Annotated in this window: 22 protein-coding genes; 13 read left to right on the top strand and 9 right to left on the bottom strand. The window is 49.3% G+C overall.

Annotated features, from left to right (window positions below):
* Positions 1-135 precede the first annotated feature (135 nt).
* Positions 136-345 (bottom strand): hypothetical protein, encoded by a 210-nt coding sequence (locus SynSYN20_RS10540; protein ID WP_186523588.1) that lies wholly within the window; start codon positions 343-345, stop codon positions 136-138.
* 107 nt (positions 346-452) lie between these two features.
* Between SynSYN20_RS10540 and SynSYN20_RS10535 the strand changes: the two genes are divergently transcribed.
* The 5 genes from SynSYN20_RS10535 to SynSYN20_RS10515 all read left to right on the top strand — a co-directional run bounded on the left by SynSYN20_RS10535 (position 453) and on the right by SynSYN20_RS10515 (position 4952).
* Positions 453-1550, top strand: a complete 1098-nt coding sequence (locus tag SynSYN20_RS10535) for a DUF819 family protein (RefSeq protein WP_186523587.1) — start codon at positions 453-455, stop codon at positions 1548-1550.
* 1526 nt (positions 1551-3076) lie between these two features.
* Complete coding sequence (locus SynSYN20_RS10530) at positions 3077-3613, top strand: DUF2808 domain-containing protein (RefSeq protein ID WP_186523586.1); 537 nt, start codon at positions 3077-3079, stop codon at positions 3611-3613.
* Positions 3614-3752: 139 nt separating this feature from the next.
* On the top strand, positions 3753-4163 hold the full coding sequence (locus tag SynSYN20_RS10525) for a hypothetical protein (RefSeq protein WP_186589165.1): 411 nt from the start codon (positions 3753-3755) through the stop codon (positions 4161-4163).
* A gap of 71 nt (positions 4164-4234) precedes the next feature.
* Complete coding sequence (locus SynSYN20_RS10520; protein WP_186523584.1) at positions 4235-4492, top strand: hypothetical protein; 258 nt, start codon at positions 4235-4237, stop codon at positions 4490-4492.
* A 160-nt stretch (positions 4493-4652) separates the two neighbouring features.
* Positions 4653-4952, top strand: a complete 300-nt coding sequence (locus SynSYN20_RS10515; protein WP_186523583.1) for a DUF3104 domain-containing protein — start codon at positions 4653-4655, stop codon at positions 4950-4952.
* Between the two features lie 229 nt (positions 4953-5181).
* On the opposite strand, the gene SynSYN20_RS10510 is transcribed toward SynSYN20_RS10515, so the two are convergent.
* Positions 5182-5826, bottom strand: coding sequence for a hypothetical protein (locus SynSYN20_RS10510; RefSeq protein WP_255476246.1), 645 nt, complete (start codon positions 5824-5826; stop codon positions 5182-5184).
* Between SynSYN20_RS10510 and SynSYN20_RS14545 the strand changes: the two genes are divergently transcribed.
* Entirely contained in the window at positions 5826-5987 is a 162-nt protein-coding gene (locus SynSYN20_RS14545) for a hypothetical protein (RefSeq protein WP_255476245.1), read from the top strand. The genes SynSYN20_RS10510 and SynSYN20_RS14545 overlap by 1 nt on opposite strands.
* Positions 5988-6252: 265 nt before the next feature.
* Here SynSYN20_RS14545 and SynSYN20_RS10505 read toward each other — a convergent pair whose 3' ends face one another.
* From SynSYN20_RS10505 to SynSYN20_RS10495, 3 genes are all read right to left on the bottom strand, one after another.
* Positions 6253-6558, bottom strand: a complete 306-nt coding sequence (locus SynSYN20_RS10505; RefSeq protein WP_186523582.1) for a hypothetical protein — start codon at positions 6556-6558, stop codon at positions 6253-6255.
* A gap of 89 nt (positions 6559-6647) precedes the next feature.
* Complete coding sequence (locus SynSYN20_RS10500; protein ID WP_186523580.1) at positions 6648-6839, bottom strand: hypothetical protein; 192 nt, start codon at positions 6837-6839, stop codon at positions 6648-6650.
* 282 nt (positions 6840-7121) lie between these two features.
* On the bottom strand, positions 7122-7346 hold the full coding sequence (locus tag SynSYN20_RS10495) for a hypothetical protein (RefSeq protein ID WP_186523578.1): 225 nt from the start codon (positions 7344-7346) through the stop codon (positions 7122-7124).
* Positions 7347-7564: 218 nt separating this feature from the next.
* On the opposite strand from SynSYN20_RS10495, the gene SynSYN20_RS10490 reads away from it, so the two are divergent.
* The 5 genes from SynSYN20_RS10490 to SynSYN20_RS10475 all read left to right on the top strand — a co-directional run bounded on the left by SynSYN20_RS10490 (position 7565) and on the right by SynSYN20_RS10475 (position 10949).
* Complete coding sequence (locus SynSYN20_RS10490; protein WP_186523576.1) at positions 7565-7771, top strand: hypothetical protein; 207 nt, start codon at positions 7565-7567, stop codon at positions 7769-7771.
* Positions 7772-8989: 1218 nt separating this feature from the next.
* A complete protein-coding gene (locus SynSYN20_RS14540; RefSeq protein WP_186589060.1) occupies positions 8990-9229 on the top strand; it encodes a hypothetical protein in 240 nt (79 codons plus the stop codon).
* A gap of 239 nt (positions 9230-9468) precedes the next feature.
* Positions 9469-9861, top strand: coding sequence for a hypothetical protein (locus SynSYN20_RS10485; protein ID WP_186523574.1), 393 nt, complete (start codon positions 9469-9471; stop codon positions 9859-9861).
* Between the two features lie 124 nt (positions 9862-9985).
* The gene (locus SynSYN20_RS10480; protein ID WP_186523573.1) at positions 9986-10330 is read left to right on the top strand and encodes a hypothetical protein; all 345 of its coding nucleotides are present in this window, start codon (positions 9986-9988) and stop codon (positions 10328-10330) included.
* A 433-nt stretch (positions 10331-10763) separates the two neighbouring features.
* Positions 10764-10949 carry a hypothetical protein gene (locus SynSYN20_RS10475; RefSeq protein ID WP_255476244.1) on the top strand — a complete coding sequence of 62 codons (186 nt, stop codon included), beginning with the start codon at positions 10764-10766 and terminating at the stop codon, positions 10947-10949.
* Positions 10950-10984: 35 nt separating this feature from the next.
* Here the strand turns inward: SynSYN20_RS10475 and SynSYN20_RS10470 are convergent, their stop codons facing one another.
* Positions 10985-11227: a hypothetical protein gene (locus tag SynSYN20_RS10470; protein ID WP_186523571.1), complete on the bottom strand. Its 243-nt coding sequence runs from the start codon at positions 11225-11227 to the stop codon at positions 10985-10987.
* 318 nt (positions 11228-11545) lie between these two features.
* Between SynSYN20_RS10470 and SynSYN20_RS10465 the strand changes: the two genes are divergently transcribed.
* A complete protein-coding gene (locus SynSYN20_RS10465) occupies positions 11546-12040 on the top strand; it encodes a YajQ family cyclic di-GMP-binding protein (RefSeq protein ID WP_186523570.1) in 495 nt (164 codons plus the stop codon).
* Between the two features lie 6 nt (positions 12041-12046).
* Here SynSYN20_RS10465 and SynSYN20_RS10460 read toward each other — a convergent pair whose 3' ends face one another.
* Genes SynSYN20_RS10460 through hemL form a run of 3 tightly spaced genes read right to left on the bottom strand, consistent with a single transcriptional unit; the run spans position 12047 to position 15544 of the window.
* Positions 12047-12970, bottom strand: a complete 924-nt coding sequence (locus SynSYN20_RS10460) for a DUF481 domain-containing protein (protein ID WP_186523569.1) — start codon at positions 12968-12970, stop codon at positions 12047-12049.
* A 34-nt stretch (positions 12971-13004) separates the two neighbouring features.
* The gene (locus tag SynSYN20_RS10455; RefSeq protein ID WP_255476243.1) at positions 13005-14183 is read right to left on the bottom strand and encodes a carbohydrate porin; all 1179 of its coding nucleotides are present in this window, start codon (positions 14181-14183) and stop codon (positions 13005-13007) included.
* Between the two features lie 59 nt (positions 14184-14242).
* Positions 14243-15544 (bottom strand): glutamate-1-semialdehyde 2,1-aminomutase, encoded by a 1302-nt coding sequence (hemL, locus tag SynSYN20_RS10450; protein ID WP_186523568.1) that lies wholly within the window; start codon positions 15542-15544, stop codon positions 14243-14245.
* Positions 15545-15680: 136 nt separating this feature from the next.
* Here hemL and SynSYN20_RS10445 point away from each other — a divergent pair, with 136 nt between their 5' ends.
* Positions 15681-17153, top strand: coding sequence for an FAD-linked oxidase C-terminal domain-containing protein (locus SynSYN20_RS10445; protein WP_186525587.1), 1473 nt, complete (start codon positions 15681-15683; stop codon positions 17151-17153).
* The last annotated feature ends 8 nt before the right edge of the window (positions 17154-17161 follow it).

Here is a 17161-nt window from a genome sequence, read left to right as displayed (position 1 = left end):
TCTGCGCCAGGACTTGTATCGCTCAGTTTCTGCACGGCCAATGTGCCGACATGCTTGAAATCACCGCGCTGAATGGTGCGCCGTCTAAATCGCGTCTCAAGAGATGGGGTTGAAACGGAGGTTCAACCCAGATTCCTAAGAAGGAGCGTCCGTTCCTATGCCGCTGAGATTTGGTCTCGGTGCAATCGAGATTCCACGGAAAACTGGAGTGCGGAGACGCTCTTCTTGTTGAAGACGCGCTGCATCTGCGGGGGAATTGGCGGCAATGGCCCTCAAATTGCGATCGACTGACAAAAGGACAATCGGATAGGTGGCACAGTCTGCCAAGCGAAATTCAGAAAGCAAGGCTTATGAGCTGCAACATTCCATCCTCTCTGCGTTGAGATGCGAGGAGAGAGGCATCATCAGATTTCATACTGCCGGTAGCAACAATCAACTCAAGGGAGGAAGCCATGGCGCTTGCGCTGATGGTGATCCTGCTACTGACGGCTTTGGGCTGGTGGCTGAGTCGCTCGACGCCTTTGGGTCAACAGCTCGGCATGACGTTGGTCGTGCTGGTGTTGGGCCTGTTGGTGACCAATATCACTGGCTGGAAGCCAGATCAGCAGGCGGCTGGCTGGATCAGTGGACCACTCACGTCTTTGGCGATTGTCCAGTTGCTGCTTGCGATTGATCTCCGGAGTGTTTGGCCTGATGCCCGGCGTTTGCTCGTTCCGTTTGTGGCCTCTGTCCTGCTCACTCTTACGGCTGTGTTGCTGAGCGGCCTTGTGCTGGCCCCCTGGCTGGGAGAGCAGCTCAGTGTTTTATCTGGGGTGTTCGCTGCCAGGTTCACGGGCGGCAGCATCAATTTTGTTTCTGTCGCTCGCACATTGGGGCCGCCGGAATCACTGCTGCTGATTGCAACCGCTGCTTCTCACGTGGCTTTTGCAATTTGGTTTGCATTCAGTATTTGGATCGGTCAGCGTTGGGGAAGCCCTGATACCGCCAGTGGTGGTGAATCCAGAGCTCAGGATCAACCTCAAACGCATAAGCCGCTGAGTGTTTATGGCCTGGCTTTGTTTTGGGGTGTGGGTGTGCTTCTTGCCTCGCGGTTTTTGGAAGTGCTTCTTGCTCGAGTTCCCTCAATCTTGGTGCTCACCACCGTGGCGCTGATTGTTGCGCAATTACCTGGCCGCTTCAGCCGCCGCGGTTGTTATGACGAAGGTCTGCTGCTGATCCAGCCGTTCTTTACGGTGATTGGCTTGAACTCACCGATGAGCGGCTTACTGGGTGAAGGTCTTCCTGTTTTGATTTTTGCCACGCTGATCGTGGCTTTGCAGGCCGTTGGTTTGTTGCTGTTGCGCCGTTGGCGCCGCTGGCCCTTGGAGGAAACCCTCGTGGCGTCTCAAGCTTCGATTGGAGGGCCAAGCACAGCGTTGGCTTTGGCTACATCGTTCAAGCGTCCAGAATTGGTTTTGCCTTCTGTTGCAATAGGCCTTTTGGGGTATTTAGTGGGTACCTATCTGGGCTTGCTTGCCAGTGCTGTGTTGTCGTTGCCGCCAGCGACATAACTGCTTAAAGTTGCTTCTATTGAGATGAATCAAGCAGATTGTTGCCTCTACAAGGGAGGTGTGGACTGGGCTAGTAGCTACAACTTAATGGCTGAATTGAGTTGATTCTGTTTTGCATTCTGGACGTATCTTGATCATTACTGTTGAGTAAGGTTGGCATATTGCTTGGAGTTTGCGTAAAAATATGTGCATTTCAGCGCGAAATAGTTTAAAATAAAGCGAATATTCGTTTCTCCTTGAAAGGGTATGAAATTACATCTCCTGTGACGAGGTGAATCGGAACACAAAAATAAGGCGATGAAATCTTCTTCTTGTGTATGACAGTCACCCAGTATCAGGAACAACTAGCACTGTGCCAGTTCAAGCGTGAAATACGTTGATGAGTAGGGTCCCTTCACGGAGCGGAAACAAGGCAACTCTCCCAGTGAGAAGCCGAGAAGCCCTGACTTTGTTGTAGGTATCCTTTGGCTTTGAGAGATAAGCCGTTAGTTATTAAAAAGAATGGCTCATCGAGGCACCCTCACCGAGGCAACATCCTTTCATTTCGGGCATAAAAAAAGAACAGTCCTCCCGACCATTCTTTCGGGCGAGCATCCAGCAACACCTTCACCACCATTGTGGCTAAGGCCTTTGCGAATGTCCGCCGCCGTGTCCCTTTGAGGACAAAAGGAGGGCGTCTAGCCACTCCCCTCAAGAGTTCTCCGTCTTCTTGTGGAGGATGTTTTTTTGAGGTTATTTAGAAGGATGATTTTGTTTGCCTGAACTGATTGGTGAGCGTTCATACCCTTTTGAATCATGACGGGCTTGGGCTGGCTACCGGCACCCATTCATTTTTGTTTGGCAAAATATAAATAGAAGCATTGTGTTGGGGCTTAAGGCTTGGGTTGTTACGCCTTTTTCATGAAATTTCGTAAAGCAAGCTCCAGATGGTGACCAGATTGATAGGTTTCTAAATATTGGAGCTTCAGATTTCCTTTAGATTCTTTGGAGCGTTGCTGATGGGTTCGTCCCTTCTCTCTATGGCAAGTTCTAAAAAAGAGTTGGCACTGCTTGGAAGCACCTTCCTTTTTGGTTATGGGGCCCTAGAGCTCGCTCTGCGTTTTGGTGGTTATTAAGAGCTCTCCGCACTGCGGATGTACTGGCTTGTTGATGTGCCCTATGCCCTGTTTCTTCGTCGCCCTCCACATTGGTTCGATACGCATCAGCGGGAAGCAGCCAAAAGGCATGATCCAAGGGGTCTCGATTTAGGTTTTAGCCGTGTGTTGGGTTATGGATAAGCGATGAGGCCGTTCGAAAGATCACAGGAAATGGCTCACTCGGCTTCTGATGCATTTGGGTTCTGTTAGATCTCTGCCTGATGTGTGGGGTTATGTCTTGGTGGGATGCAGACTTGATTGACAAGGAGATGACTTCCCTCCAGCGCGGTGGCCCTGTTCTGCTGCTCTATGGATGCATCTGCCCTCTCTCATGATTGTGCTCTTTGCTTCTTCCCTTAATGGTCTACTAGAATCTAAAGAAAAGGACCTGTGAATAAGGCTGTCACTCTTTCTCTTCTTTTTCTTTGTGCTCAGCCATTGAGCTCGCAATCGACAGAGCTATATGGTCAGGAGTTTTTTGAAAGTCCTCCTAGAAATATTTCAATTCATAATTCATATTCTAATGCGTATCAGAGATCTTATCCCGTTATTTCATTGGAGCTACCTGCAAATGCTGGGGCGAACCTTGAAAGAATCGCTTTGTCGCAAATTAATGGTACTGAGAGGTGGAAATGGGGAAGTAAGGATCTCACTGTTTATTCCGGATTTTATAATATGAGAAAGCGTGGAGAAAAAGGTCTTGCAAATATACAATTCAATGATGAGAGTGGAATTACTGAAATTGTCTTCAATCCTTCTGTTAAGCCTGGTCAGATCGTTAGCGTGGTTATTCCAAGTATCAATCCAAAGCAGGGGGTTTACGAATGGTCGGCAAGTTTTTACCCTGAGTCTCCTTCCTTGCCTCCCTCCCAAACGCTTGGTCCAGTCTTGCGCTTGGATATTTATCGGTCAAACATTCGTTTTTAATTGTCATTGAAATTAGTCCCTTTGGTTCCGCTTACTCCTGTTTTGATGGGAGTCAGTGGTGGTTTGATTGCGATGGGATCTGGCTTGGAATTGAGAGGAATCTGACCATGTCTTTGAAAGGATTGAAGATGGTTCAGGTGTGATACAACCAGGAGCCCCTATCACTTCCAGCCGAATCACCCAGCTCCTTTTGGCAGCTTTGGTTCTTACGCAAGTTCCCCATTTCATTAATTTTATTGATGGTCTCAACCGCTATGAGTCGCCAGAGGCTGCACTTAGGGCATGTAATCAATGGGCAGAGAGTGCTGGTCAATACACAGTGAAGAGAACGGGGATCTGGACCAGTTACTCGCAGTCTCCAGCGCGTTTATGCCGTAAGGAAGGTGATCACTACGTGGGGTCCGAGATTCCTCTCGAGGAAGCAAAGGAGATCGGTCAAGGCCCTGATGATCCCAATGGCTTCCATGTCGACAGTGTTCCGAAGGCTGAGGATTCGGGGAAGCGTTGGAGGTTTAGACGCAACAAGTGGTCGATCACGATTCCCTTTTGAGGAAGCGACTCAGTGCTCTTCCTTTCAGGGCTTGTTTTAATCCTGGCGAGACAAGCGGTTGATCACATCATGTGAATGTGGCCTCGTTTTGTGCTGTGCGGTTTGGCCTGAGCTTGCAACTGGCGCCGATGCTCGCCTCAGACGCTAAAACGATCCTCTTAAAAGTCGATTTGGTTCAAGATGGCCTGCCCTTTACCGGCTCAGTACCGAGTCTCATAACAAAATCAAGCATCGCTTCCGTCTTCCGGGGTTCGTTTTCAGGACCTCCTCAGATCGTCGTAGCGGGGGGCATCGAAGGCGTCTTCACTGCTTCATTGCGTTTGCCATGACCTGCAGAACTGGCATTGTCTCCAAGAGTTAAGGACCAACCTCTTCTCCCCCTATGGCTGTGCGAATGGGAGCGCATGATGATCTTGGCAACGCCCTGAGAAGGGGCTTGACCAACTGAGGCAGCCGCCCTAGAACGTGAGAAGTAGTTCAGGCGTATTAGTGAGCGTCAACCACTCTCTTCAGGGCAGGAGTCCGTTTGCAAGCAAGGATGCTCCCGCATTCCTGAGCGTTAGTTCTGGCGACTTTGTGATTGTGCAGGCGGATCAGTTGGTTGCGCGAAAGGTTGATAGCAATTGGTGGATGGGACAGGTGGTGTTCTGTGAAGGGGGAGCTAGGGACCCGATGGTGAACACAATGTTCCAAGTCTCCAACGTCGATGATGGTGTTATCCATTGGGTCAATGGTGATGAGGTCACGCATATTGTCCGTTCGTTGGACGGCCTACAGCTGATGGCTTGATAGATATTTTTTCCATGCTAGTTCCATCTTTTTATGCATTTTTTCATAGAACTAACCTCATGTGATCCTTTGATTCCGTTGGTAATTATCAATGATCAGATGTCTTTAATGTTAGTCGTTGTAAAAAAATAGTGCCAGGGTTTAAAGGTGCTTAGGGAGTTATCTCTCTTGACCGTGTTCTCATTGTTCAGGGGTTTGTTGTTGCTCATTCAGGTGACTTGAGTCTCGATCAGTCCTTGATGCCCCAGGCTTCTTGCAGGTCAACCAACGGTTGATCAGCAACGCTGAAGTAATCGATTGCTAGTAAGTCCTGTTTGCATTGCGTCACGCGCCGCAGTGCGTGGGCGACGCGTTCCGGGCTCCCCGCTGCTGAGATTTGGTGAGGTTGGCAACCGGCTACGACACTGTCAAAGAGTCCTCCTTCGAACATCGCCATAGCACCTAAAAACCAGAGTGTTGAGCCTGGGACACTGCTGCTACCCGCTCCAAATGCGGCGTTCTCCACCTCACCGATGACATCCACGTTGTATCCACCCAGAACGTGTAACCAGTCGTGATGAGCAAGGGCTGCATTGGCGCCGCCCAGCTCTCCAGATGTCGTGAAGCTATGGTTCTGGTAATGCTGCCAAACAGCAGCGCCTAGCATGCCTCCCGGTAGCTGAGCTAAGGAGCGCCAATAAGCTGCTAGCTCTGGATCTTCTTCCACCGTGAAGGCCCAATCTTGCGTTCCATGCTTCTCCAGAAGAAGTTCAAAATTGGCTTTCTGAAGATCCTCTTCCCCCATCCAGAACAGTCGATAAAAATCACTCTGAGCTTGAGCCCTGGCTTGGATTGCTACATCTCTGGCCAAGACAAGGGATCGGTCGTGGGACATTGAGCGCATCTGCCCAGTGTTCTAGCGACCTCTCCAGCTCGACTGGGATGGGATTGACGATCATTTCTGTGAGTACGAGCAGTTCGATCAGCTCTCGCCGCTGCAAGGGGTCCGGAAAAATCACGCTGGCCTCTGCCACGCTTAGGCCAGGGATTCGTTGAAAGACGATCTCTACTTCCAGGAGCTCTCGGAAGATCAAAGACAGGAAATAATGGGGCTGGAATTGGGAACACTAACCACTGGGGGGTCGCATAGCACCTACAACAGCTGCAGCAAGTTGGTCGGCCTGATTTACAAAAGTATGAGCGAGAAACATTATGCGGAAACTCCCTTACCTTTAAATATCTCTACTAAAAAGTTTAAGGCTTGTCAGCATTGAAAATTAAAATTATCCGTGAGCTGATTTGTCAATTCTTTTGATTCACCTCAAGATGGTGAGCGTAGGTTTGCCATCCGGTCAACACTTGAGCCGATGCTCTCAACGACGAAAGCTTCCATCCCATCGTGATCGATGCCTGGCTTGAGACGAAATAGGAACGCATTCACCCAGGCTGTTTCCTTGTTATTCACTTCATGCCCTCGATCAACAAATCCGTGTTTTTGCCGAAACAGATGTAGAAGTATCTCTAATACATCTTGGGATGAGAGATTTTCAGGATCAACAAAAGGCAGGTTTTCTCTAACGTCCATCATTGAAATGGAGGCCGAATAGTCGAAGTCCTCTGGAATCACTGAAGAATTGATGCCGTGCTTATTGACGGAGCGTAGCGATCAATTCCTCTGTGCGTTGCAATACTGCAGCTCCATGGACTGATCAGTCATCAGCTCTGCTTTTTGTTGAGGACCTTCCAGCCCACATAGCCCGCACCGCCGAGGAACATGATTGGAAGGATTGCTTTGATGAACCCCAAGGCAACCCAAACCACCAAGATGCCAGCACCGATTCCAATACCAGTTTTCTTAACCATTGCTTGACTTTCGTCCGTCATCGTTTTCCATTTTGGAAGTGGCATGTCAGGTACTGCTGCGTCTCCTCTTTATGGCCCAATCTTTGGTTGTTGTCATGGAGATCTATTGGTAAGTGTGCAGATGCCCTCAGAGTGGATATTTGATCTAAGTCATAAGCTGAATTTCAAACCCCTTAAATCTTGACTGCTAATAACGAAAATAATGCATTTACGCTTATTCGAGAAATAAGAAATATTTCTTGGGGTTGGCGAAGCTGTAGTTCAAGCAACGATTAAAATTGTTTATTCGTAAAGAAGGGAATATGATCTATTAGTAACAGGTTCTTATTATCCAGCGGCGCGATTGAAGCCAAAGCTAGAACTTGCTTGTGCTTCTATTTCTTGACGCATTCGTGAAATAGCTTCTCTTGCAAAAGCTTTCTCGTTTTCTTGAGCCGTGATGATAGCTTTAGTGATCTCGCGAAGTTTGCCAATGTCATCGCAAGCATCAATGTCTCTAAAAGCCGCCTCTAGTTGAAACTTTTGTTCAATTGATAAGCGATGGTTGGTCATTGAAGGGATCAATATTTTTTAAAATCTATAGAGTTTTATCGGTGACTGCTGTTCGGTTGAAGGTACGGTCTCGAGCTATGAGGTGCTTCGCTTTCTTCCTTGGCAGAGAGCGGTAGGGGTGAGGGGTTGGTCGTAGGTGGGCTCGACGATGAGAGGGGGGATTAAACTCACCATCAATCGCATAGAGATCCTGACTGTGCGAAGAGACTCGAACTGACATGGATGTTGAGCTAAATGGGACAACGATCTATTTTGATCGCCCTAGTGATAAAGCTGTTGTTCAACGCGTAGCAGCTCATATTCAGCGTCGCATCGATGAAGATGATTGGAGACCTTATGCCTCCAAGGCTGATGCCTTAGCGGCTTGGGTAAAACTTGGAGGAATTCGCTTGAAAGTCCTTCAAGCCTTCGACTTGGTTGAGTAAGTGATCGGTCTTTTTGAACCGTTCATCGCTTTCTTCTGGATATCTCACTCTTTGCTTAGTTGGCGTCGTAAAAAAGCGAGATGATAAGAAAAATGGAGAGAGGCCATGATTTGTCCTCGCTATGGATCTTCTGTATGCGGTCCCCATTGTTCCTTAGTAACAGCCGAAATCTTTGCTATGTACACGCAAAGTGAACCTAGCTTTATGAGCTTCTGTCCTGTTGCTTCTCGCTTGAGTGAGTGGATCGTCGATGACGAGTCTCTCAGGGATTCACCACTCAAAACTGGATGATGGACGGGATTTTTACCGCAAACCTTCGCTGCACTTGTGAGTTGCTCTACCTAGGGAATATGCCAAGGTGACCACGCCATTTCCAATGCCGTCGGTTTTGGTTCTGATGGCAATGCGCGATTGCACCGATGTGCTTTTCGCTCGCCTGCGCCACACTTTGTGTATCGAAATCGGAGGAGCCATGACGGCCGACACTCCACCTCAGCAGATCAAAGAAGCAGCCTGACCACTTGGCCCCTGCTCCAACAGTTTTTTTCACCCAACGGCGAGTTCCGTCCTTCGGTAGGCAAGCTCTTGAGCGCCACGTCGATCGACACTCCATCTGCACCGAACCAGGTGCCCTAAGGAGTTCAACCACTCACCACTTAGGAACCAGGCCCCAGGCGCCAAACGCCAGACGCTTCGCACTCCTCCTTCAGTTCACTGTTGTCGTTTCGAGGTTCACGCTTCTCCGATACAGATTCACTGGATCTTGGTTAGCGCTATGCATAAACGAGCGAGCTAGGCCGTCTCTTCCATCCGGGAGGGGCGGCCTCTCTTCTTTTAGATGCGCTTTCGTTTTCGTTTCACGACAGAGCTTGATGTCATGGCTTGGCTTGAGCCAGACCATGGGTATTGAGGACTTCCGATGAATCCAAACTTGATCCAAGCCGCCGGTATCGGCAGCTTTTTAGCAGCAATTTCTGCAGTCTTTATTACGGCCATGGTTGTCGTTGGCTGAAGCAGAGGCCTGATCGCCCAGCTCTGGTTTGAACGGCCTTGAGGCAACCGTGTTTTGCGATGTTGCCTCGTGCAAAAGCCCCCGTTTGATTAAGGTCGCGCGATCTTCAGTTGCGGTTGCGGCTTTGTGTTGCATTTCGATTGTGCTTTCGATGGTTAGTCAGCTCGATCCTTGCTTTACAGTCATCACGGTGTCGGCTGACCTCAATGACGTGGGAATACACGCAATTGCGTTTTGTTCCGAAAGGAAAGTCGTGGACTGGAGAAATAGAAGAGCTTTGGCTTGATGAAAAGCAGTTGATCTCTCGAAGGAATCCACAGCATGAGGTCACTTTGGTGGGATTAATGAATGAGCTTGGACAGCAAGGATGGGAGCTGATTACCTATGCGCAACCCTTCACTGGGTACCACGGAGGCTGCTATACATTTAAGCGCAAAACATCATAATAGATGGCTAAAAAATCCGACCTGAAAGAAAGTTCCGTGATCTAAGTTGCGTCACAAGCTAATTGTATTTCGGGGGCATAGAATGTTCGTCAATGTGATTTTGTCTGGCAGTCCTAGTTGGCGTTCTGGAACGTAAATTGTTGTCCTGATTGTGGGGCTTTTGCCTATTTATATCCTCAATAGCCGGAAATGTACTGGTAATCGGTTATGTGATGATTATCTCTTTCTTGTCGGCAATGATGTTTTGGAACAAAATTGCCCGTTGGTCATTGCTTGCGGTTGTATGGACTCTCCCTTTACGTGCCATCGCCTTGGAGCCGGTGAGGTATCGCTGCGGATCACTAGGTGAGGTGAGTGTGGATCGTTCCAGGGCACATCCAACAAAAGCGGTCGTTGTTTATGGCGATCAACGTTGGTCAGGCACCATGAGTGGAGGATCAATGACATTTTTCAGCCCCATCAGTCAAACACCAGAAAGTCCTTGGATGAACTTCGGGCGAAACGGCGTATGGCTTTACACCAATTACGTGGGAACTGCCGGCTGGAGTGAGTTTTGGGCAGATGATGCCGCCAGCTATCGACGCCAGCATCCTGACTTTCTCGAATCAAGCTGCGTGATAGTCAGTCCTTAAGCCTTGAGCAGCGTGGTTCATCAACGCGTCATCGGCGGAAAAGTTTTCGCTTGATGTCAATGCGCTGGTCTTGTTGTCCAGCCTTTTCTAATTTCAGGACAGTGCGCGTCTGGATTGGCGTTTGATGCCCTCTCCCAAACCGAGACGCATCGTGCCGAGTCGTTCTCTAGAGCGATTTGTCGGTAGATGGTTGGTTGCTATCCCAGTGGCATTAGCTCCGGCCTGGCTCTCTGCAGAATTGTTCCGCCTTCCCGTCGGGAGGGTGTGTTCAGCAATGAATCGCTCCTTGCAAGAGCAACTATCAGGTTCTGTGGCGAAGCGGTTGCAGCAGGACTGTCGTCAGGCCGCTGATGAAAGCGTGAATTTTTGGCTTCTCTGGTTCATTTGGGCCCTCTTGATTCGATCGAGTTATCGCTACTGGCCTTTATTGGTTGCGATGGTGGTTGAGGGGGAAAAACATGACTTCTAGTGTTTTGTTTGGGGTTGTTTCTTGCTCAATCAATACAGTTGAATGAGAATTTGAGTGAGAATTGTGTTGGAAGGAATGGTTGGATTGCTTGAAAGTTGTTTCATGCTTTTGATTTGTTGATCTGATTGATCAGATTGTTCTGACGCCTTGGATTGTCTTTCAATGTTTTGCATGCTCGGGTTCAGAACTGTGTCTTTGAAAACACTTTGATGGTTGGGCTCCATTGGCTATCGGAACGCCATTTCAGCTGAGATCCGTTACCAGCACTCGTTGATGTCAGGATTGACGCGCTCATTAATAAGGGAGGTCTCGAGCATCCAGGCCTTATCAGCATATAAATCGATTAGCTTTGGTCTTGATTTGATGCTCAATGACATTTCACTGACATCCTCTGTCTAAGGGATGTTTTGAAATGTCGCGCCACACTAGACGCATGACGAACAGCACCCCCACGATCCTGATTTGGGTCAACCAATACAAGAAATACCAGCAGCTGATCGAGCAGGGGCTGACTGATGAGGCTTCAGTCTTGAAAACAGAAATTGATGAAGCGCTGCCCCTGATTGAATTGACTTGGAAAGATTTAGAGCAAGCTGCATCCGATGGGTCTAATCCATAGCCTGGTCGCTAGCCCGAGCAGAATGTCTTAGGACGTCAGCGCTTTCCATGCAGTTCCCTGAACGCTTCGAGTTTATCGAGATCTTTTTGTTCATCTACGCTGTAGTCAGTGAGGATGAGTGCTTTCCCAATCGTTCCAAGGGCATATTCAAGACGATCGAGATTCTTGCGCCCTTCCTCATCAGCTCGAGCGGCTCGAATCACGTCAGGCTTCAGCTGATCAGCAAGGTTTTCCATTTCATCGGCAATGATGCGAGCCTGATCGAGTGGTGTTGTCATGAAGAGCCTGAGATTTTACGTTGGTAAGCCTTTCCTAATTATAAATTAGGTTTGAGATTGTGTTCATAACAATCATTTGCAAGTTTTTTAATTCTTACTTTTCGATAGTTTAGATCCACGTTGGACTACTACCGAGTGACATCGCTTGCGATGTTGTGGAATGGATGTTGCATCTGCTTACGGCTTGGGGTCTTGAAACACTCTGGTTTGTAGCACCAAAAGCAACAGTGATGCTGTGCGTTTGTTTATTAACCCTGCCATGATCGCTCAACGTGAGTAAGTTGAGCAAAGATCTGTTCGGAAACGCAGCACAGCACTATGGCGTCATATTCATTTGATGTGGTTTCTGATTTTGACCGCCAGGAGCTGGTCAATACTCTGGATCAAGTCCGCCGGGATGTTGGAAATCGTTATGACCTTAAGGACTCCGGCACAGAAATTGATCTAGCGGAAACGGAAGTGGTGATCACCACGGCGAGTGACATGACATTGCAGGCTGTCGAAGATATCTTGCGGACTAAAGCGACGAAGCGAGATCTTTCTTTAAAGATTTTTGACTTCCAAACTCCTGAGGCTGTGGGTGGGAATCGCGTGAAGCAGGTCATTCAATTGCGAAAGGGCCTTAGTCAAGAGCTTGCGAAAAAGCTGAGCAAAATGGTTCGTGATGAATTGAAAAAGGTCACGGTTGCTATCCAAGGGGAAAGTCTTCGTATTACTGGTAAAAGTAAGGACGACCTTCAGGTAGCGATTCAACTCGTGAAAAGCAAAGAGGAAGAATTAGATGTTCCGCTTCAATTTGAAAACTATCGCTGAATAAAATTAAAAAAGCTGGGTGCCAAGTTGTAATGAAAAGCTATTGTCAATTTGAGGAGATGTAAGTGAGTTGTAGATGAGCTGGCCATTCAGAGATGTGAACAACTTCTTGTCTCCCAAAGGATAAATCTTGATTGTTCCTGAAAAGTTATTACTTGGAGAGAGGTCGTCTATATAGGCCCCCGTGAATTGATTGCTTAGTGAAAGATTGAAGTAATTGTTTGGATCCCAGTCAAAGCTAATTCGTGCGCTACTTGCTGCAAATGTATTTCCACAGTACTTGTCACGTGTGCAGAATTTTCCGCCCCAGATGGTCTGTACCGAAGGCCCCGCGGATACATTGAGGGTTGTAGTGTTGGTTTTTATGAGATCGTATCCAAGTCCAATTGAATTAACAAGATTATTTGCTCCTACCTGATTAAGGGTGTCATAGTCGTAAATATTTGAAATATAGGCATTCGTTTTTCCTGAAAAAGTGTACGAATAGCGTAGGTCTAGTTGTCCTTGATTCGTGTCAGTAGCCCCTTCCTGTTCGCCTGCACTTTTTGAAAACCCATATTCTGTATTGGCTTTAAAGGAAAACAGGTTGACTTCATCCCTATATTGCGTGATGAGTTGAGATGTGCTGTCTAGGTCTTTATCTCGATCTGTATTCGATCCTGTAATTCCTGCTGAAAAGCTTCCTGTCCATCGCTTTTTTTTGGGTTTGGCTTTCAGGGCTGTTGATTGAATTTTTAGTTTTCCCAAGCTTGGATGGTCAATGACCGTAACCGTATCAGTGCTTTCACTCTTAACTAATTTGCCTTGAATCTTGTCGCCGTTGCTTAGGGTTAGTGTAATCGTTTCTGCGGAAGCGATGCGTATTCCGCCTTCTAATAGCAGCAGCGCTGTTGCGTTTAGGGCGATTGAAAACCATCCTGATTTTATCAAAGTGGAAGGGTTAACTCATGTTTTTTATTTTACATTATATTGACAGGTTTAATTGCGCACCTGTTGCCCAGATTGTTGGCAGAGATCCTATCCCAGAAGGGTTGATGATCCACTGCATGAGTGGCTGTATTTGCAGGCGATCAGAGATTTGAATCTTGTAGTTGAGTTCAATCACTCCTTCATAACTATGGTTGGGAGTAATGCTTTGGCTGAATCCGTTTCTGTTCACGCCTAGGGCCAGCACATCCAAGGGCCTGCCAGGGAGGATCCCTTGGCTGAGGAGTCCCCCGGCTACATAGCTGATTAAGGGGTTGTTGTTTGGGTTCAAGCTGAGACTACTGGAGATCCAGATTCGGTTGTCGTTTCCAATGGGTAGGGATAATGGCCGTGTGATCGTTCCGTAAATACCATGATTGCTGCCATCACCTAAGTTTGTGCTTTGCGTTATGTCTAGGTCGGTGGTTGCTGAATAGCCGCCTAGTTGAATGAGAGGGTCTGGCAGGTTTTGTTCTGATTCTTCCGTGTTTGACTGTTGAGAATCGATCCATGGATACATCGACCATTGGAAGATTTGAAGATCACCTTGGAGCTTCGGCGTTAACGGCTTAACGCCTAGTGAAGCAGCAATTTGATGTGTCTTGTTTAAGTTGTAGTACGCGTAATCGAAGCTCCCAAGCTGTTCATGATGCCATCCTATTTGTGCCCCTAGTGCGACAAGTGGAGTGATTGGAAGGCCAATGATCGATACGTTGTAAGGTGTGTTTAAGGTGTCATTTGTGTAGTAATCAAGAGCTGGTATCTCCATTACATTGTTTTCGATCGAAATCACTCCAGCATTCATGCTCCAGTCGATTTTGTTTTCTCCCTCTATTCGTTCCAAGGATGCTTGTGTAATCCAGGTGCCAGTGGGAACTACCAGGCTTTGAAGGGGATAGTCCGTCCCTAGCTGTTCATTGAGTTTTGGATTGCCTGTGAACTGATTCAGTTCCAGCTGTATTTGCCAGTGATCGAAGCCTGTCCAGTTGCTTCGATTTTTGTTTAGGCCAGTGCCGAGGGTGAGTCCTGCCGCAACTTGTTGGATCCAACTGCTGGCTGAAGGTTCCAGTCCTCCTGCAATTCCCACCACCGGTTGGGCCGTGAAATCCAGAGTTAAATCAACCCAAGCAGGTGGTGGTTGAGCTGTTTCCGTTTCGTTTGCGTGTGCTTCAGTCATCAAAAGACCCAAGCTCAGCATCGCATTCGCGATACTTAGAGCCGTGATCTTCACTTGTTTCAGGCGATTGCAGAGAAGCTTTCTCGGAATGCCTTGATGGTCGCGTCGATGTCTTCATCGGAGTGGGCAAGCGACGTGAAGCCCGCTTCAAATGCAGACGGTGCAAGGTAAACACCGCGTTCCAGCATCGCTCGGTGCAGCTGTCCAAATCGTACGGAATCGGTTGTTTTCGCTTCTTCGAAATTGCGAACTGGACCTTCACAGAGGAAGAAACCAAACATGGCGCCAACGCTGCCCCCGGTGATCGGAAGCCCTGCCTCACGGCCCGCATCGAGGATTCCTTGAATCAAGCGTTCTGTTGTGGCAGTCAGTTTCTCGTAACTTCCTGGCTGCTTGAGCAACTCGAGTGTTTTGATTCCAGCCGTCATCGCTAATGGATTGCCGCTCAGCGTCCCTGCTTGATACATAGGACCAGCTGGAGCCACCATCTCCATGATGTCTTTGCGACCGCCATAGGCCCCAACGGGTAAACCTCCACCAATCACTTTCCCCATCGTGGTGAGATCTGGAGTCACTCCAAAATGAGCTTGAGCTCCTCCGTAGCTGATGCGGAAACCAGTCATCACTTCATCGAAGACCAGAAGTGCGCCGTTTTCTTTGGTGAGTTCTCGCAACCCCTCCAAAAATCCTGGCTCAGGTTGGATGAACCCTGCGTTGCCAACAATCGGTTCGAGAATCACTCCGGCGATCGCGTCGGGGTTTTCAGCGAAGAGCTGCTTCACCGATTCCAAATCGTTGTAAGGAGCGGTCAACGTGTTGGCTGTCGTGCTCCGTGGCACTCCGGGGGAATCGGGTAGGCCGAGCGTTGCCACACCGGACCCAGCCTTGACGAGGAACATGTCCGCATGGCCGTGGTAACAGCCCTCGAACTTGATGATCTTGTCGCGCCCAGTGAACGCGCGAATCAAGCGCAGCATCGACATGCAGGCTTCTGTGCCGCTGTTCACGAAGCGCACCATCTCCACGCTTGGGACGGCTTCAATCACCATCTCCGCCAGGGTGTTTTCTAAAGCGCAAGGAGCACCAAAGCTCGTGCCTTTCTCGATGGCTTCTTGGAGAGCGCTAATGACCTCTGGATGGGCATGACCGCAGATGGCTGGTCCCCAACTGCCGATGTAATCCACATATTTATTGCCATCGACATCCCAGGCATAAGGCCCTTTGACCCGATCGAACACGATGGGTTGTCCGCCGACTGACTTGAAGGCGCGCACCGGAGAGCTCACGCCCCCGGGCATCAGAGCCTTGGCCGCATTGAAGATGGCCTCGGAGTGGCTGGTGTTCAGAGTGGAAGCAGTCACGGGGACGGGAGCCAAAGGGCAGTTGCAAACCGTGCAACATCTTGACCCAAGAACGGCCCGATGTGTTTTTTATGTAGTTGAAGCCTAAGAATTGCTGACAAAACTGCCTAGGTTGCTGAAGTTCGGCACGTCATCCGTGAATTACGACTGGCCAGCGCTTGAGCGGGAATTGAGAGGGTTCCTCCCGTCGAAATCAGTCGTCGCAAGGCGCCAGGAATTGCTGACTTACGACTGTGATGGTCTCACCATGGATCGGCACATGCCGAAGCTTGCGGTGTTGCCAGAAACGGCCGATCAGGTAGCCAAAATCTTGGCCTGTTGCCATCGCCAGGGCATTCCTTTTGTGGCTCGAGGGAGTGGCACTGGGCTTTCAGGTGGTGCGTTGGTGGAGCAAGAAGCGCTGTTGGTTGTGACCAGCCGTATGCGCCGAATTCTCAAGATTGATCTCGAGAATCAGACGATCACGGTGGAGCCCGGTGTGATTAATAGTTGGGTGAGCCGTGCGGTGGTTGGTGATGGCTTTTATTACGCCCCAGATCCTTCGAGTCAGGTGGTCTGCAGCATCGGAGGCAATGTCGCTGAAAATTCAGGTGGTGTGCATTGCTTGAAGTACGGCGTCACCAGCAACCACGTGCTCGCCTTGGATGTTGTGCTGCCGGATGGCACACCCACGCGCCTTGGAACCTCGTTATGCGATGCGGCTGAGCTGGATCTGCGGGGCGTGTTTATTGGCAGTGAGGGCACGCTTGGAATCGCCACGGCAATCACGCTTCGCTTGCTGCGTGCTCCCGATGCCGTTGGTGTTTTGCTCGCAGATTTTCCGTCAATGCAAGCCGCTGGAGAGGCTGTGCGCTTGATCACTCGCGCTGGGGTGTTACCGGCTGGGCTGGAAATCATGGATCAAACCTGCATCAAAGCGGTGAATGAAGCGTTTGGAGAAGAGGAGTATCCGCCGGAGGCTGGAGCTGTTTTATTGATTGAGCTTGATGGCCAGGAACCGGAGGTCCAGCAAGCCGTCACGGTCACCTCGTCTCTTTGTCGAGAGGCTGGGGCCGGCGATATCCGTGAGGCCTGGAGTGAAGAGGATCGTGCCCGTCTCTGGAAAGGACGAAAAAGTGCCATCTCAGCGCTTGGCAGGCAATACCCCAGCTATTACCTCCAGGATGGGGTGGTGCCACGTACGGCTCTTCCCAGGGTTCTTAAGGCGATCGATCAACTCAGTGCGGACCATGGTCTGGTGGTGGCCAATGTGTTTCATGCCGGAGATGGCAACCTGCATCCGCTGATCCTGTATCGCGCATCAGAGCCGGGTGTGAATGAACGGGTAAAGGCACTCGGAGGCGCGATCATGCATCTTTGCCTTGAGGTGGGTGGCAGCATTAGCGGAGAACACGGAGTTGGCAGCGATAAGCGCTGTTATCTCGACCAAATGTTCAGCGCTGATGATCTGGTCAGCATGCAATGGGTTCGGCTTGCTTTTGATCCGCTTGGCCGTGCCAATCCCGGAAAAATTTTTCCAACACCACAGAGCTGTGGCGAGTCAATGCGACGTTCCGTGCAGTTGCAGGTTGAAGGGAAAACGCTTCCCGAAGAAGCGATTGTGTATTGAAATCAGTC

The sequence above is a fragment of the Synechococcus sp. SYN20 genome (assembly GCF_014279555.1).
Lineage (GTDB): Bacteria > Cyanobacteriota > Cyanobacteriia > PCC-6307 > Cyanobiaceae > Synechococcus_C.
The sequence above is the reverse complement of the archived record's forward strand: the minus strand, read 5'-3'. Positions and strand labels throughout refer to the sequence as shown.